The sequence below is a fragment of the Streptococcus infantis genome (assembly GCF_000960085.1).
GTDB classification, from domain to species: domain Bacteria; phylum Bacillota; class Bacilli; order Lactobacillales; family Streptococcaceae; genus Streptococcus; species Streptococcus infantis_C.
The window spans coordinates 44,512-60,040 of the sequence record NZ_JYGT01000009.1 but is presented as its reverse complement, the minus strand read 5'-3'; the positions used below and the strand labels follow the sequence as shown (position 1 = coordinate 60,040).

General features: G+C 41.8%; 16 protein-coding genes. All 16 read right to left on the bottom strand.

From position 1 onward, the window contains the following. Complete coding sequence (locus tag TZ94_RS06665; protein ID WP_045615320.1) at positions 1-759, bottom strand: threonine/serine exporter family protein; 759 nt, start codon at positions 757-759, stop codon at positions 1-3. 108 nt (positions 760-867) lie between these two features. Beyond that, positions 868-2,718, bottom strand: a complete 1,851-nt coding sequence (gene pknB / locus TZ94_RS06660; RefSeq protein WP_045615319.1) for a Stk1 family PASTA domain-containing Ser/Thr kinase — start codon at positions 2,716-2,718, stop codon at positions 868-870. After that, positions 2,715-3,452: a Stp1/IreP family PP2C-type Ser/Thr phosphatase gene (locus tag TZ94_RS06655; RefSeq protein WP_045615317.1), complete on the bottom strand. Its 738-nt coding sequence runs from the start codon at positions 3,450-3,452 to the stop codon at positions 2,715-2,717. Before TZ94_RS06655 ends, pknB begins: the two co-directional genes overlap by 4 nt. Positions 3,453-3,467: 15 nt before the next feature. Further along, complete coding sequence (gene rsmB / locus TZ94_RS06650; RefSeq protein ID WP_045615565.1) at positions 3,468-4,781, bottom strand: 16S rRNA (cytosine(967)-C(5))-methyltransferase RsmB; 1,314 nt, start codon at positions 4,779-4,781, stop codon at positions 3,468-3,470. Then, positions 4,774-5,709 (bottom strand): methionyl-tRNA formyltransferase, encoded by a 936-nt coding sequence (gene fmt, locus TZ94_RS06645; RefSeq protein WP_045615315.1) that lies wholly within the window; start codon positions 5,707-5,709, stop codon positions 4,774-4,776. Before fmt ends, rsmB begins: the two co-directional genes overlap by 8 nt. 12 nt (positions 5,710-5,721) lie before the next feature. Beyond that, on the bottom strand, positions 5,722-8,118 hold the full coding sequence (locus TZ94_RS06640) for a primosomal protein N' (protein WP_045615313.1): 2,397 nt from the start codon (positions 8,116-8,118) through the stop codon (positions 5,722-5,724). 84 nt (positions 8,119-8,202) lie between these two features. Then, a complete protein-coding gene (gene rpoZ / locus TZ94_RS06635) occupies positions 8,203-8,517 on the bottom strand; it encodes a DNA-directed RNA polymerase subunit omega (RefSeq protein WP_006149960.1) in 315 nt (104 codons plus the stop codon). Between the two features lie 24 nt (positions 8,518-8,541). Next, positions 8,542-9,168 carry a guanylate kinase gene (gene gmk, locus TZ94_RS06630; RefSeq protein WP_045615312.1) on the bottom strand — a complete coding sequence of 209 codons (627 nt, stop codon included), beginning with the start codon at positions 9,166-9,168 and terminating at the stop codon, positions 8,542-8,544. Between the two features lie 135 nt (positions 9,169-9,303). Next, positions 9,304-10,917: a ribonuclease Y gene (locus TZ94_RS06625; protein ID WP_045615311.1), complete on the bottom strand. Its 1,614-nt coding sequence runs from the start codon at positions 10,915-10,917 to the stop codon at positions 9,304-9,306. Between the two features lie 219 nt (positions 10,918-11,136). Continuing rightward, entirely contained in the window at positions 11,137-11,391 is a 255-nt protein-coding gene (locus tag TZ94_RS06620; RefSeq protein WP_045615310.1) for a Txe/YoeB family addiction module toxin, read from the bottom strand. 3 nt (positions 11,392-11,394) lie between these two features. Beyond that, positions 11,395-11,649: a type II toxin-antitoxin system Phd/YefM family antitoxin gene (locus tag TZ94_RS06615; protein WP_198921333.1), complete on the bottom strand. Its 255-nt coding sequence runs from the start codon at positions 11,647-11,649 to the stop codon at positions 11,395-11,397. A gap of 133 nt (positions 11,650-11,782) precedes the next feature. Continuing rightward, complete coding sequence (locus TZ94_RS06610; RefSeq protein WP_045615307.1) at positions 11,783-12,880, bottom strand: nucleotidyltransferase; 1,098 nt, start codon at positions 12,878-12,880, stop codon at positions 11,783-11,785. 9 nt (positions 12,881-12,889) lie between these two features. Then, complete coding sequence (locus TZ94_RS06605) at positions 12,890-13,630, bottom strand: class I SAM-dependent DNA methyltransferase (RefSeq protein WP_045615564.1); 741 nt, start codon at positions 13,628-13,630, stop codon at positions 12,890-12,892. A gap of 312 nt (positions 13,631-13,942) precedes the next feature. Next, positions 13,943-14,293 carry a ribosome silencing factor gene (rsfS, locus tag TZ94_RS06600; protein WP_045615305.1) on the bottom strand — a complete coding sequence of 117 codons (351 nt, stop codon included), beginning with the start codon at positions 14,291-14,293 and terminating at the stop codon, positions 13,943-13,945. Next, entirely contained in the window at positions 14,294-14,887 is a 594-nt protein-coding gene (gene yqeK / locus TZ94_RS06595; RefSeq protein WP_045615303.1) for a bis(5'-nucleosyl)-tetraphosphatase (symmetrical) YqeK, read from the bottom strand. Beyond that, the gene (locus tag TZ94_RS06590; protein ID WP_045615301.1) at positions 14,887-15,516 is read right to left on the bottom strand and encodes a nicotinate-nucleotide adenylyltransferase; all 630 of its coding nucleotides are present in this window, start codon (positions 15,514-15,516) and stop codon (positions 14,887-14,889) included. Before TZ94_RS06590 ends, yqeK begins: the two co-directional genes overlap by 1 nt. Between the last annotated feature and the right edge of the window lie 13 nt (positions 15,517-15,529).

The following is a 15,529-nucleotide window of genomic DNA, read 5'->3' as shown; positions in this document are numbered from 1 at the left end:
TTAGTTCATGAGTACGAGGGCGACTGATGTTCCAGCCCCCAAGGCAAGGGTAATCAGCAAGGATTCAAACATCTTGCTCATACCAGAGTTAATGTGATTGGTCATAATATCTCGAACAGCATTGGTCAGGGCAATTCCGGGAACAAATGGCATTACCGCACCTGCAATGACCAAATCAGCTGTCGATGGCAAACCAGAATAGCGTGCCCAAAATTGTGCAATCAAACCGAAGACAAGAGCACCTGCAAAAGCTGTCATAAAAGGAATACGAATAAACTTCTCTACATAGAGAGAGAAAGTAAAGGCAAATAAGGTTGCCACTCCTGCTCCGATGGCATCGTAGACATTCCCACCAAACATGATTGAAAAGAAGGGAGCACTAAGGGTTGCTGCAGCAGTTAGTTGAACATTGGTGTAGGGAGAGGCCTTAGCATTTAATTCCTTTAGTTGGATAAAGGCTGTTTCCAAATCAAGTTGTCCTGATACGAGTTGCCGTGAAATCTGATTGACATCACACACCTTCTCAATATTATAAGCAGAGGAGGTCACTCGCTTTATGCGAGAGATATTTGTATTTTCAATGGAGAAAAAAATGGCTGCAGGCATAGCTAAAACATTACAATCCATAATGCCCTGTGAATGAGCAATCCGAATCATGGTATCTTCAACACGATATATTTCAGAACCATTGCGAAGCAGTATTGTTCCTGCTAACATAATGACATCGATCACTGCATTCAGTTGTTTGACTTCGTCCATGTTTTCCTCCTTTTAAAACTCCATTTTATTTTATCATAAATTTGAAGGAAAAAAAATCTTTGTCACAAAAACTGTGACAAAGATTGATTAATAAGCAAGGTTGACTCTTTAGTTATGCTCAGTTGTCGTATTCTGACTTGTTTCAATCTCATGAGTTTGAGAAGGCGTTACCTCAATTCTATTATTTTGTGGTACTTGCGTAGTTGTAGTATTTATTTTAGGTTTATATATAAAGATTTTAATTCGAGTTTTAGTGATATCAATGTTCTCATATGGTTTAGGATTTTGATCTACGACTGTTCCTTCTGCAGTACCATCTGGAGCTGTCGAAACCTCTACAACTTCAATATTTGCTTCTTTCACACCAACAATTTGAATTAAGTTATTCTTCGTAAACTCAAGACCTGAACCAATATAATAAGGCATAGGTACAGTTGATACCTTTTTAGCAACCGTTAAGACAATCTCCGTCGCCTTGCTGAGATCATAAGTAGTTCCTTCTGACAGACTCTGTTTCAAAACAAGACCTGCCTCTATTTCACTTGATTCTTCTTCTACAACCTTAATGAGGTTTTCAGGAACTTTTTTTCCTTTCAACTCTGCAATAACGTCTGTTGATTTACGACCAACATAATTTCCTAACTTAAAGGATTGTTGACCTGAAGAGATAATGAGATTAACTTTAATTCCTTCTTTGCGAGATGAACCAGCATCTGGATCTGTTCGGATGACCCGACCTTCTTCTACGGTATCACTAGCTTCGGTCTTCTCCTCACCAATCTCAAAATTCGCTTTTTTCAAGTTTTCCTTAGCTTCAGCAACAGTTTGACCTGCAACTTTTGGAATCTCAACAGTAGCTGGTGTTTTCGATACAATCCAGAAAAGGGAAGCTAAAACAAGTATAAAGCTGGCCAAAAGTACCAAATATCTTGCTTTGAAACGGCGTTTCTTGACTGGTTTTGGAGCAGTTTCTTTACTTGCCACCTTTTTATTTTGCTTGTGAGTCTGAGGACTTTCTTCCTTCGGTTGTACTTTAGGAATCGCTGTCAAAGTAGACTGAGACATCTTTGGTAAGGTTTTTGTGTCAACCTTACTTGTATCGTCAAATACTAGCTTTGGTTCATTGCGACGATTGTATGAAAGACTACTCAACAAGTCAACATACATCTCAGAAACTGTTTGATAACGGTCTGTTAATTTTTTAGCTGTCGCTTTAATTACCACATTTTCCAATGATTGTGGCACTGATGGGTTTTCTGCAATGACAGAAGGAAGTGGTTTTTGGAAATGCTGAAGTGCAATGGTAACAGCACTATCGCCATCATAAGGAATATGACCTGTCAACATTTCAAAGAAAATAATCCCCATGGCATAAATATCACTCTGTATTGTCGCCTTTGAACCACGCGCCTGTTCAGGTGATAGATAGTGAACAGAACCTAACATAGAGTTGGTCTGTGTCAAACTTGTTTCTGCAAAGGCCACCGCAATCCCAAAGTCTGTAACTTTTGCAGTGCCATCAGGAGTCAAGAGAATATTTTGAGGTTTCAAATCACGGTGAACAATTCCCTTTGCATGTGCCAAACGCATAGCTAAGAGAATCTGCCCCATGATACGAACAGCTTCCTCGTTAGAGAGAGGATAGTGTTCTTTGATATAGCGTTTGAGGTCAAGACCCGCTACATATTCCATAGCTAGGTACTGCTGACCGTCTTCTTCACCGATATCCGTAATTCGAACGATATGAGGATGATCTAAGTCTGCCATCGCACGCGCTTCACGCTGAAAACGTGCAACAGCGATAGGATCTGTCTGATAGTTGGTTCTCAGAACCTTTACAGCAACTTCTTCCCCATCCAGAATCAAATCTTTGGCCAGGTAGACGTCTGCCATCCCTCCGCGGCCAATTTGTTTGATAATCCGATATCGTCCGGCAAATATCTTGCCGATCTGGATCATTCTGATTCCTCCTCAATCGCAATCAAGGCAACAGTAATGTTATCAAGCCCTCCGGCATTGTTTGCAAAACGTACTAAAGTTGCCGCCTTGTCTTCAAGTGAAATATCACTTGTCACGATGTCATAGATTTCACTTCCTGAAATCATATTCGTGAGACCATCACTGTTCATAACGATATAATCCCCTGGTTCCAAGCTTACAATTCCTAAATCCGGTTGAATTTCATCTTTTTGTCCGATAGACTGGGTGATGATATTCTTTTGTGGATGTGCTTCAGCTTCTTCAGGTGTTAATTGACCTGCCTTGAGCAATTCATTCACCAAAGAATGGTCACTCGTTAATTGATGGTATTCTTCACCACGAACCAATCCGATACGAGAATCGCCAATATGAGCATAGATAGCTTGATTATCTATGATTGCAAGGGCTTCTAGAGTTGTACCCATTCCCTTGTATGCTTCATCTCGACCTAATTGGTAAATCTTTTGATTTTCAATCTCTAGATGTTCTGCAAACCATTCACGAACTTCATTAACGGTATCAATCTGAGTATCTACCCAGGCAACACCCAAATCTGTTACTGCCATCTCACTGGCAATATTACCTGCGCGGTGTCCTCCCATCCCGTCAGCCAAGATAATCATCGTGCGACCGGCACGGTTGACAAAAAGATTGACATAGTCTTGATTATTTGTACGTTTCTGACCCACATCTGTTAATAATGAAATCTCCATTGTGTCAGTTCCTTCCTAATCGGATATCTTGCGAAATTGGCTGATAAAGAATCCATCACTTCCATACAAATCTGGAGTAATGAGGATGCAGCCATCTTTCAGGATATCCTTGCATTCGTGTTCTAGTTTAACCTGCTCGAACTCTGGATGACTTTCTAAAAACGCTTGAACAACTTGAAAGTTCTCTTCAGAGACAATAGTGCAGGTACTATAAGTTATTATACCACCTTTACGTAGCGTTTGACAAACACTACCTAATATTTCCAACTGAATTTCCTGTAATGACGCGAAATCAGCAGTGTCTTTGTTGTATTTGATATCTGGTTTCCGACGTAAAAGTCCAATCCCTGAACAAGGGGCATCGACTAGAATCTTATCAAATTGATCCTTGCCAAAAAACTCATGCACTTTTCGAGCATCCAGTTTTTGCGTTTGCACACGATCTGCTACACCTAAACGCTGAGCATTTTCTTGAATCAAAGTGAGTTTATGGTCGTAGAAATCCAGAGCTGTTACCTGACCTGTCGTTAGATAAGACGCCATATGGGCTGTCTTGCCACCAGGAGCCGCACAGGCATCTAAAACCTGCTCATCTCCTTGTAAATCTAGTGTAGGCGCAACCAACTGACTAGACTCATCCTGGATGGTAATAGCCCCTTCAGCAAATAAGTCATGACTAGCAAAATGCCCTTGCTCCTTGACCAAACCAGCAGCAGACAGAATCGAATCACTGGCATCAAGTAAAGTTTTAATTTCCTCTTTGCGGCTCAAATCTGTCACTCGAATACTAGCTTTGTTGCGTTTTAAAAGACTTTCAAAAATCGCTTGAGCTCGCGCTTCTCCATACTCTTCCTTGAGTTTAGAAACCAACCAAACTGGAAGAGAGTAAGCAATGGAATCACGCTTATTTTTACGTTTGATAGTGGTGATATCTGGCAAACCCTCACGCAAAATACGGCGCAGAATAGCATTGACTAGTTTTTCACTGCCTTTCTTACGAGATTTTGCAATTTCTACGGCTTCATTGACTACTGCATGATCAGGAAGCTTATCCAAGTATTGGAGTTGATAGACGCTCATGAGAAGCAAAACATAGAGCCAGCTGTCTAGCTTGTCTCTATCCTCAATAAAGTGAGACAAATACCATTCTAAAGTTAGTTTACGAGCTACGGTCCCATAAACAAGTTCTGTCACCAACCCCTTATCTGCTACTGACAGTTGACTTCCCTTAAGGTGTTTATTTAAGGCGATATTGGAGTAGGCTTGATTGACAAGAACGTCCTCAAGTACATTCAAGGCTACACTTCTAGCCGTTTCTACTTTAGTCACCAAATCGTTCTCCTACTGCTAAAGTTCGTCCCACACCGTTAAGGAAGGAAGCAATGTCCATCTTAGGTTTTCCTGCTGGTTGAACCTGTTTGAGAGATAGAGCTCCTTCTGCTGTTGCGACGATCAACTCCTTCTTACCGATGGAGAGAATCTCACCCGGATTACCCTTCCCTTCTACAGGCAGGGCTTCATAAATCTTAAAACGATCTCCCTTGAGGAAAGTATGAGCAACAGGCCATGGATTCATCCCACGGATTTGGTTAAAGAGTTGACGGTTGGTCTTGTTCCATTCCAACTTTTCTTCCTCAGGTTTGATATTTGGAGAAAATGTAACCTGGTTTGGATCTTGTGGTTGAGGCTGAATTTCACCAGCTATATAAGCAGGAAGAGTATCCAAAAGCAGATCACGACCAACAATCGCCAATTTTTCAAACAAGGTTCCGACATTGTCCTCATCGGTAATGGGAATGCTACGGCGAGAAATCATATCTCCTGCATCCATTTCCTTGACCATTTCCATAATGGTAACACCTGCTTCCTTATCTCCTTGAATCAAGGCATAATGAATGGGAGCTCCACCACGGTGTTTAGGAAGGAGCGAAGCATGCACATTGACTGCAAAATCCATGCTATCAAGGAGTTTACTTGGGAGAAATTGTCCAAAAGCTGCAGTCACAATCCCATCAGCTCCCAAATTCATGATAGCTTCCATTTCTGGACTACCTGATAATTTTTCGGGTTGGTAGATAGGAAGCCCTGCTTCTTTAGCTGCTTGTTTCACTGGGGTTTCTTGGATGACTTTTTTACGACCGACTGCGCGATCTGGCTGCGTCACGACGGCCACGATTTCATAGCGATCATCTGACAAAAGTCCCTTCAAAACGGTCGCTGAAAAATCGGGCGTTCCCATAAAGATTAGTTTTGTCATCTTTTCTCCTTTTTACAAAAATTGCTGCGGTTCGTGATCAATACTGAGACGAAGTTCGCTATTTTCACGTTCTTGAGTTAGGGCTAAGACCTGATTAAGAGTCGAGGCTAACTCATCTTCTAAACGATATTTGATTAAAATCTGATAATGATAGAGGTTATGCGTGCGAGCGATAGGTTTAGGCGTTGGTCCAAGGATGATACTAGCATCCGACAAACCAGACCTCAAAATACCCATCACTTGATAAGCACGTCTAAGAACCTCTTCTTCTTTTTTATGAGATAAGGTAATCCCAATAGTGAAATAATAAGGTGGGTAACCCAACTGACGTCTGATACCCATTTCATAGGCATAGAAACCTTCGTAGTCCTGATCCTTGGCAAAACGAATTGCATAGTGTTGTGGATTATAGGACTGAATCAAGACCTGACCTGCCTTTTCAGCTCGTCCTGCTCGTCCTGCTACCTGGGTCAAGAGTTGGAAGGTCCTCTCAGAAGAACGGAAATCAGGCAGGTTCAAGGCAGTATCCGCATTGAGAACACCAACCAAGGTCACATTTGGAAAATCCAAGCCCTTGGCAATCATCTGGGTTCCTAACAATATGTCCGCTTCACCATTGCCAAATTGTTCAAGTAGAGCTTGGTGACTGCCTTTTTTACGTGTTGTATCTACATCCATTCGCAGAATGCGAGCCTGAGGAAAGAGTTCTGTTAGCTCATCGTAGGCCTTTTGAGTTCCTGTTCCATAGTATCGAATACTACGACTCTGACAGTTTGGACAGACATGGGGGATTTCCTTAGAAAAACCACAATAATGACAGTTCATAGTCTTAGTATCCATATGCAGCGTCAAGGAAATATCGCAGTTAGGACAGGTATCCACGGTCCCACATTCTCGGCACATGACAAAGCTAGAATAACCACGACGATTGAGCATGAGAACAACCTGCTCTTTTTTATCCAGTCGATCTTTAATTGCCTCAATCAGAGGAGGTGTAAAGTTTGACGTTTCATTCTGCCCGATGTAATCACGGAAGTCAATCAGTTGAACCTCAGGAATGCTTGCTAAAGGATTGGCACGTTGAGTTAGACGTAGATGTTGATAGACACCCTTACCAGCACGCGCACGACTTTCTAAACTTGGCGTTGCAGAACCAAGGATTAATGCTGCTTGATTGTACTGTGCTCGTAAAAGAGCCACATCTCTAGCATGGTATCGAGGATTGCTGTCTTGCTTGTAACTTGCCTCATGCTCTTCATCAATAATGATGACCCCTAGATTTTTTAAAGGTGCAAAAATAGCCGAGCGAGCCCCAACGACTACCTGAGCTTCTCCACGCTCCACCTTGCGCCATTCATCATACTTTTCACCATTTGACAAGCCAGAGTGGAGAATGGCTACTTTATCGCCAAACCGTGCAATAAAGCGCTCCGTCATTTGAGGTGTCAGAGAGATTTCCGGAACTAGAACAATTGCTGTTTTTCCCATATCCAAAGCACCTTGGATAATCTGCAAGTAAACCTCGGTTTTCCCACTTCCTGTAATTCCTTGAAGTAGAAAGGGAGGTTGCTGCTTACCAATCGCTCCAACAACTGCCTCACAGGCTTGTTTTTGCTCTGGGTTTAACTCTAGGGCTTGATTCGACTCAATTCCTTCAAAGTAGGCAGCTGAGCGTTGGACTTCCTTTTGAACGATGGTAACAGCACCATGTTCCACAAAGAAGTTAACTTGTTCGCGTGAGTAATGTTCTAACAAATCAGCCAGAGGAACTGTTTCAGGATGTGCTAATAAATAATCTTGCAGTTCCAATTTCTTCTTGGCACGGTTTGAGATTTCTAGTTTTTCTAATTTGTCACGATTCACTTCAACCCAAGACTGCGTCTTAACTTTCTTCTGATCCACAGCCTGGTACTCTAGTTTTAAAAGACCTTTTCGAGTCAACCGCATCATCTCAGCCTGCTTTTCTAAGTCTAGAGATGAAAATGCTAGAGACTCCTGCGAACCAAACAAACGATGTCTGTCTTCTTGACTCAAGCCTTCCAGAGGATAGAGGATCTTATCATAGCTAGAGTTCAAAAACCCAGGAAGCATTGCTTTAAGAATGGAAATTTTATAAGAGAATACTGACTTACGTAGTTCTTCAGCTAGCCAGAGTTGTTCCTCCGTTAAGACAGGAGAAAAGTCCAGCACTTCGGCAATCTCTTTCAAGTCATCGTCTGCCACTTCCGCATCATTTTCTTGTTCAATTCCAAGAACAATTCCCTGAATCAAGCGATTAGCCTTCCCAAAGGGTACATGAACCCGCATACCAACTTCTAGCATCCCCTCAAATTCCTCTGGAATCTTGTAGCTATAGGGCTGGTCTGTCTGCATCAAAGGAACATCTACAATGATTTTTGCAATAGCCATATCCTCACCTCCTTCTCTTCTTAAATCGTTTCAATTGATTGAGTATTCTTGCAATAGAAAAAATAAGATTGAGTCCCCCCAACCTTAAATTTTTTCACCTTCTTCTTTTTCTTTCGCAATTTGCTCTTTGATTTTCTTTTCTTCTTCTTCTCTCAATCGTCTTTCTTCTTCGATACGACGACGAACAGCTTCGCGTTTTCCTTCTGGATCTGGGTGGATGGTTACATTCCCAGATTCAATTTCTTCCAAGGCACGAAGTGTAGATTTTTCAGATTTGAATTCTTGTGTTGGAGTTGCTCCAGCTTCTAATTCGTGAGCACGTTTTGCTAACAAGATTACGAGTGAATATTTTGATGGTACCTTGTCAAGTAAGGTATCAATAGAGGGTTTAAGCATCATTTGTTTGTACCTGTTTTCTATAGTTTATCGAATAGTCGGAGACTTTGGTAGCATATCCTGATAGTGACCGATAACACGATCGACACGGAAATGTTCTGCTTCAATCACACGTTTGACACGTTCTGCGGCAAGAGCAACATGGTCATTAACAATAGCATAGTCATACTCACGCATCAAAGCAATTTCTTCTTTAGCTTTTTCGATACGTTGGGCAATCACTTCTGCGCTATCTGTACCACGGCCTACGAGACGATCTTGCAATTCTTCCAAATCTGGTGGTGTCAAAAAGATAAAGACTGCATCTGGAACTTTTTTCTTGACCTGGAGAGCCCCTTGTACTTCAATTTCAAGGAAGACGTCGATTCCCTTATCAAGGGTTTCATTGACATAGGTCAGAGGAGTTCCGTAGTAGTTGCCTACATACTCTGCATACTCTAACATTTGTCCTTGACGAATCAACTCTTCAAATTCTTCGCGTGTACGGAAGAAATAATCAACACCGTCTACTTCACCTGGACGTTGAGCCCGTGTTGTCATAGATACAGAATATTGGAATTGATTTTCAGAACTCTCAAAAATTTCTCGTCTAACCGTTCCTTTTCCAACTCCAGAAGGACCTGAAAAAACGATTAGTAAGCCACGGTCTGCCATGATGTCTCCTTTGGATAGTTTGTGAAATGACTCGAAAATTCATCAGAATTATCTTTGTGAAGGCATTTCTGCTTACTACAATCTTTCTATCTAGTGTAACAAAAAAGCAGTAATTTTTCAACTGCTCTTTCTTATTTATTTTGCATAATCAACTGCACGAAGTTCACGAATCACGGTTACCTTGATATTTCCTGGGTAATCGAGATTACTTTCAATTTTCTCACGAACTTTGTGAGCCAAGATTGTGACCTTGTCGTCCTTGATTTGACCTGGGTTTACCATGATGCGGATTTCACGACCTGCTTGAAGGGCAAAGCTATTTTGAACACCTTCAAAGCTATTCGCGATTTCCTCTAAATCATGGAGACGTTTGATGTAGCTTTCAAGCGATTCGCTACGAGCTCCTGGACGGGCTGCACTTAAGGCATCCGCTGCAGCAACGATAACTGCAATCACACTCTCAGGTTCTACATCTCCGTGGTGGCTAGCAATAGTATTGATCACAACTGGGTGTTCCTTATACTTGCGAGCCAATTCTGTACCAATCTCAACGTGGCTGCCTTCTACCTCACGGTCAATGGCTTTACCAATATCGTGAAGGAATCCTGCACGACGGGCAAGAGCCGCATTTTCACCAAGTTCGCTAGCCATGATACCAGCTAACTTAGCCACTTCGATTGAGTGTCGCAAGACATTTTGTCCGTATGAAGTACGGAACTGTAAGCGACCCATGATCTTCATCAAGTCAGGGTGAAGGTTCGGCGCCCCAATTTCGTAGGCTGCAGCTTCACCATATTCACGAATACGGTTATCAATTTCTTGACGGTTTTTCTCAACCAACTCTTCGATACGAGCTGGGTGAATACGTCCATCCTTAAGTAAGGTTTCCATCGTCATACGGGCAATCTCACGGCGGATAGGATCAAAACCTGACAAGGTTACCACTTCTGGCGTATCATCAATGATGACATCAACCCCTGTCAAACTTTCAAAAGTACGGATATTGCGACCTTCACGACCAATGATACGACCTTTCATAGTATCATCAGGCAGATGAACGGTTGAGTTTGTAGACTCAGCTACATACTCACCAGCAATTCTCTGCATGGCTTGGGACAAGATATCCTTAGCAAGCTTATCTGAACGTTCCTTGACTTCTTGCTCTGCCTCACGAATGCGGCTAGCAATTTCCTTAGTCAAGTCTTCTTCTGTTTGGGCTAAGATAATATCTTTCGCCTCCGACTGAGTCAGACTTCCGACACGCTCAAGTTCAGCTTGCTTTTGCTTTTCAATTTCCTCTAGTTGCTCTTCACGTGCATCAAGGTTTTTTGCTCTATCAGAAATACTTTGTTCTTTTTGTTCAAGTGTTTTTTCTTTGTTCGTCAAATTATCGTCTTTACGGTCAAGGCTCGTAGCTCTCTCCGTCAAACGACTTTCGATTTGCTTGAGTTCTTGACGCTCCGACTTAAATTCAGCGTCCACTTCTTCGCGGTATTTTCTGGCTTCTTCTTTAGCCTCCAATAGTGCTTCTTTTTTAAGGGATTTGCTTTCGCTTTTAGCTTCATTGATTAATAAATCCGCTTCGCGCTCAGCTTGTCCTCGTAAATTAGTTGCTTCTTGTTCAGCATTTAAAAGCATCAACTCTGCAGCCTCTTGTGATGATTTCATCTTGACTGAGATGCTGACATATCCAATGACTAAACCAATGATGACGGCAAAAACAACTATAACAATCGCCATAATTTCCATGTTTTTACCTCAATTTATTTGTTTATCCGAATGACATGCATTCTTATACATTTTACCACAAAAAAATATTTTTAACAAACCTTAAATGGAAGTTGTTTTAGTTATTTTTAGGAGCAATATCTTCATTTTCCTTAGTAAAATAAGCTTCTTAAACCTAACTATTTTATAAAAGAATTTTTTTTTGCAAAAAATAAGAAAAAAGTCCACCTCACAGTAGACTTAGTAATGATCTTTAAAGGATAAGAAAGCGATGCTATCTCCATCCATCATGTAAATCAAGCGATTTTCAGCGTCAACGCGACGTGACCAGGCTCCTTGGTAATCGTATTTGAGTGGCTCTGGTTTCCCAATTCCTGTAAATGGATCACGTTGAATATCCTTGATTAGTTTGTTGATTCTTTTTAATGTTTTCTTGTCCTGAGTTTGCCAGTAGCAATAATCCGCCCAGGCATCTTCTGTAAACTTGAGTAGCATTCATCACTCCTCAATCACATGAACCTGCGTGCGTCCTGCACGAACTTGGGACATTCCTCGCAAGACCTTATCAGAAAGTTCCTTATTCTGAGCAATCCTCAAAGTTTCTTGAATACTATCCCACTCGCTCTTTGATAGGACTACAATATCTTCATCTGGATTTTTATTGACCACCGTCAAAGGTTCAAACTCATCGTTTACCTTCTTCATGTAGTCTTTTAAATGATTTCGGAATGTTGAATAAAGAACTGCTTCCATAACCATACCTCGTTTTACCTCTTTTCCACTATTATACACGAAAAGAAAAAAATTGTCAGGAACTTGTACAAGATTTTTTCATTTCTATCTAGTTATTCGAAAAAAACTAAAAAAAGCCTACCTTTCAGTAGACTTAGTTCGATTCGATTCTGATTGGCACTCTGCCAAAATTTTGTTCTACGACACTAGGGTGTCCCAGTTGATAAATCTGGTCTGCCTTTTGAGTCATAGCATCCCAGGGTTCTTTACCGATTCGGCTAACTAGATTAACCTGCTCCTTAAGAGTTTTAAGGTGTTGTCTTCCTTTTTCGGTAAAACCAAGGACATGAATGGCTTCTGGCAGGTCACTTTCTCTAGCTTGTACCAAGATATAGGTCAAGAGGCGTCGCACACGCGCTTTGGTGTAGCGTTTGGTAGCAACTATCTCGACTAATTCTTCCACAGACTGAGCTGTCTTGATAGCATCCTTGATGCGCACCGCCATTTCTTGATTGACCTGATAAATGTTAGTTAGGTCAGGATTTGACAAGATTTGATAGCGTAAGAGTGAAAAATAATCTTCCCAACTCACCTTACTAGCATTTTCAAAAAGTTCAACAGAAGGCATAAAACGCTCTAGAAAATTCTGATCTGTTTGATGCTGACGGAGGGCTGTTGCAGATGCAAAGTCAACATCCTTGTCCACAGAATGGTAACCCGCTCCCTGACGTTGAATTGGATGCAGTTTGATCTTTCGCCCTGCTACCGCCTTAGCATATGCTAGTGCAAGGACATGATTGGGCGTATCTCCAGAAAAATCAAGACCTGCAAACTCCTTCCACATAGCTTGGGTTTTCTGAGGGTAAGAAAGAGAATCAGGTAAGTTTTCCATGAAGAATTCCATCTCTTGACCACGTTCTGCGTATAAATCAGCAATTTTCTGGTAATCCAGAACTTCTTCAGTCCCAAAGGCAAGGGTATCAATCCCCAAACGAGCCAAGATATCTACTGAACCTTGACCAAAGAAATCCGCTGCTTGTACACTGACTAAAAAGGGTAATTCTACGACCAAATCAGCACCATTTTCCAGCGCCATCTGGGCTCGTATCCACTTGTCAACGATAGCCGGCTCGCCTCGTTGCATGAAATTCCCAGACATGGTCACAACTTTCAACCCTTTAGCCTGTTCCAGCAGGTATTTGTGTCCATTATGAAAAGGATTGAACTCCGCTATAATACCTGTAATGGTCATGATATTCTCCTATTTCTGCGCGACGAAAAACCAACGAGTGCTAGTTTCTGTTGGTTCCTTGTCTTCAAAGTCCGCAAAGAGTTTGAAGGATTTGAATCCAGCCTGTTCTAGTAAAATATCATAAGTCAAGACCTCATAAGTACGCTCTTCATGGACTTCATCATGACGACTAAAGGAACCGTCTGCTTCCTTAACAAAGAAAGTCAACTCATGCACGATAGAATGTGGTGCTGCATCCTCATAGGTATCCCAGAGCATGGCAAAATCTTCCGCATTTTCATGATAAGAATAACCTGGGAAGACTTCATCTGTCTGGTAGGTCGAATGCACATCAAAGATGAAGACCCCATCTTCATTGAGGGCATTATAGACTTCTTTAAAGACATCCCCGACTTCAACCTCATCCTGCATGTAACAGATTGAGTCCGAGTAGCAAGTCACAAAATCGTATTTCCCCGCCTTGGACAAATCCAGCATATTGCCTTCAATAAAATCAATCTTTTGCTTGGCTGAAGCCGCTCTCTTCTCAGCAATCTTCAACATATCCGCACTCAAATCAAGCCCAGTCACATCAAAGCCAGCTTGAGAAAAGCGCACAGACTGGATCCCTGTCCCACAAGCCAATTCCAAGAGTCTCTTTCTCTCCTTAGTCTTAGGCAGATGACGGAGGGAAAAGTCCGTCCATTTGTCATATAAACTATCATCCATAACTGCATCGTAAACAGCCGCAAAAGTTTCATAAGTAGCCATAATTAAGATACAAAGAGCGTTAAAAGCAAGGAGAAAATAAGAAACTTTCTGCTGTATCGTCAGATACAAAGAAAGTTTATCTTCTTCTCGCAGCTTTTAGCTCGTGTTCAGTTTCAAGATGAACAAAACACGACACTCTTACCTTTCAATCAATTTTTCTAAAATAAGCAAATAAAACCCAGTTGACTGCAACTGAGTTCAATTGTAACGCTATAGTCTTTTCGTTTGCTTTTAGTACTAGGCAACGAATTGCAGGCATAACTAAAGTTAGGCAAAATGAGTTAACGCCGTAATAAAAGATAAAGGAAAAGACTATAAAGTTTCTGAGAGGTCTACAGAGGCAGCCTCATGCCAGAGTTTTTCTAGATTATAGTGGGCACGCATTTCTTCTGAGAAGATATGCACTACAACATCACCGAGGTCTAGTAGCACCCAACCTCCAGCTGCATCACCTTCGACATGGCTGCCTTTAAAGCCTGCTTCCGCTACTTTTTCACGGATATTTTCAGCGATAGCATCCAACTGACGGCTATTCATAGAGCTAGTGATAACAAAATAGTCTGTCACACTAGTCAAATCTTGTACATCAAGTGCGAGGATATCCTCGGCACGTTTCTCATCAGCCGCTTTCACGACTAGTTCTAGTAATTCTTTTTCGTTCATTTAGTCCTCTTTCAAATAGTGCACATAGGCGTTATAGGTTTCAAGGGTTTGGGGATAGATGGGAAATCCCTGATGAGCTAAATGCTCCACGGTATGAGCTGTCTCGTAAGCTACCGCCTTATTTAGTGATAGTTCAGCAATCTCACGTGCCTGGTCCACACCTGGAAAAGCACGATTGCGCTCGATATAGTCTGCGACATAGATAACCTTGTCAAGCTCCGTCATCTGATCAGCCCCGACTGTATGGATTTCTATTGCGCGCAAAATTTCAGAGTCTTGCAAGTTCAAATCTTCTCGAATCTTGTAAATTCCGACCATACCATGCCAAACATTATTACCCCAGTTTTTGAGGTCTGGATCTAGTTGATATCGGTCAATCAAGTCTAGAAACTCTTGATCTGATAGTTTTTTAGCATAGTCATGAAGAAGACCTGCTAGACCTGCTTTCTCAGCATCAACTCCAAATCGTTCTGCAAGCTCAATGGCTGCACGCTCCACACCCAGACAATGGGTCAACCGCTTCTCGGGTAGAAGCTCTGCCATCTTTTCCAACAATTCTTCACGGGAACAGTTGATATAGTCTTGGTATGCCATCAGTAAAGTCCTTCTTTCTCGATATAGTCTAGCACTGGCTTAGGCAAGAGAAAGTTGGGTGTTCGTCCTTGAGCGAAAAAGTCACGCACCATACTAGATGAAATATCCATGAGGGGCACATCCACCCAGATAACTGGATAAGAAGTCCCTGCTTTGTAACGTGGTCGCTGAACTCCCACAAACTGAACTAGTTCCACCAACTCATCAATTCTATACCACTTAGGCAAATAGTCTACCATATCGGCACCGATAATGAAATAGTAATCTGTGTCTGGATTCTTCTCTGTTAGAAGCTTCATGGTGTCGTAGGTGTAGGAAATACCCTTGCGCTCCAGCTCAATTGTCTCAATAGCTAAACCTTCGATTCCTTCGATAGCCAATTCAAGCATTTTGAGACGATGGTGCTCAGGAATGGTTTCCTTTTTGTCTACGTGAGGCGGTTGATACTCAGGCATGAGCAGAACCTGATCCAATCCCAACTGCTGGCGTACTTGGTCCGCCACGATAAGGTGGGCGTTGTGAACAGGGTTGAAATTTCCACCCAAAATTCCAACTTGCTTGCGTTTTTTATCCTTGATTTCTGGCTCTAACTCCACTTTGGTAAAGGGAGTTAATAGTTCGATTGCCATAGGCTAATCTCCT

Excerpts from the sequence above, each read along its gene's own strand:
- TZ94_RS06610 (WP_045615307.1), bottom strand. The coding sequence starts at position 12,880 with ATGACCATTACAGGTATTATAGCGGAGTTCAATCCTTTTCATAATGGA.
- TZ94_RS06655 (WP_045615317.1), bottom strand. The coding sequence starts at position 3,452 with ATGGAGATTTCATTATTAACAGATGTGGGTCAGAAACGTACAAATAAT.
- rsfS (WP_045615305.1), bottom strand. The coding sequence starts at position 14,293 with ATGAACGAAAAAGAATTACTAGAACTAGTCGTGAAAGCGGCTGATGAG.
- TZ94_RS06640 (WP_045615313.1), bottom strand. The coding sequence starts at position 8,118 with ATGGCTATTGCAAAAATCATTGTAGATGTTCCTTTGATGCAGACAGAC.
- fmt (WP_045615315.1), bottom strand. The coding sequence starts at position 5,709 with ATGACAAAACTAATCTTTATGGGAACGCCCGATTTTTCAGCGACCGTT.
- gmk (WP_045615312.1), bottom strand. The coding sequence starts at position 9,168 with ATGGCAGACCGTGGCTTACTAATCGTTTTTTCAGGTCCTTCTGGAGTT.
- rpoZ (WP_006149960.1), bottom strand. The coding sequence starts at position 8,517 with ATGATGCTTAAACCCTCTATTGATACCTTACTTGACAAGGTACCATCA.
- TZ94_RS06590 (WP_045615301.1), bottom strand. The coding sequence starts at position 15,516 with ATGGCAATCGAACTATTAACTCCCTTTACCAAAGTGGAGTTAGAGCCA.
- TZ94_RS06665 (WP_045615320.1), bottom strand. The coding sequence starts at position 759 with ATGGACGAAGTCAAACAACTGAATGCAGTGATCGATGTCATTATGTTA.
- TZ94_RS06625 (WP_045615311.1), bottom strand. The coding sequence starts at position 10,917 with ATGGAAATTATGGCGATTGTTATAGTTGTTTTTGCCGTCATCATTGGT.
- yqeK (WP_045615303.1), bottom strand. The coding sequence starts at position 14,887 with ATGGCATACCAAGACTATATCAACTGTTCCCGTGAAGAATTGTTGGAA.
- TZ94_RS06615 (WP_198921333.1), bottom strand. The coding sequence starts at position 11,649 with ATGGAAGCAGTTCTTTATTCAACATTCCGAAATCATTTAAAAGACTAC.
- TZ94_RS06605 (WP_045615564.1), bottom strand. The coding sequence starts at position 13,630 with ATGGCTACTTATGAAACTTTTGCGGCTGTTTACGATGCAGTTATGGAT.
- pknB (WP_045615319.1), bottom strand. The coding sequence starts at position 2,718 with ATGATCCAGATCGGCAAGATATTTGCCGGACGATATCGGATTATCAAA.
- TZ94_RS06620 (WP_045615310.1), bottom strand. The coding sequence starts at position 11,391 with ATGCTACTCAAGTTTACAGAAGATGCCTGGGCGGATTATTGCTACTGG.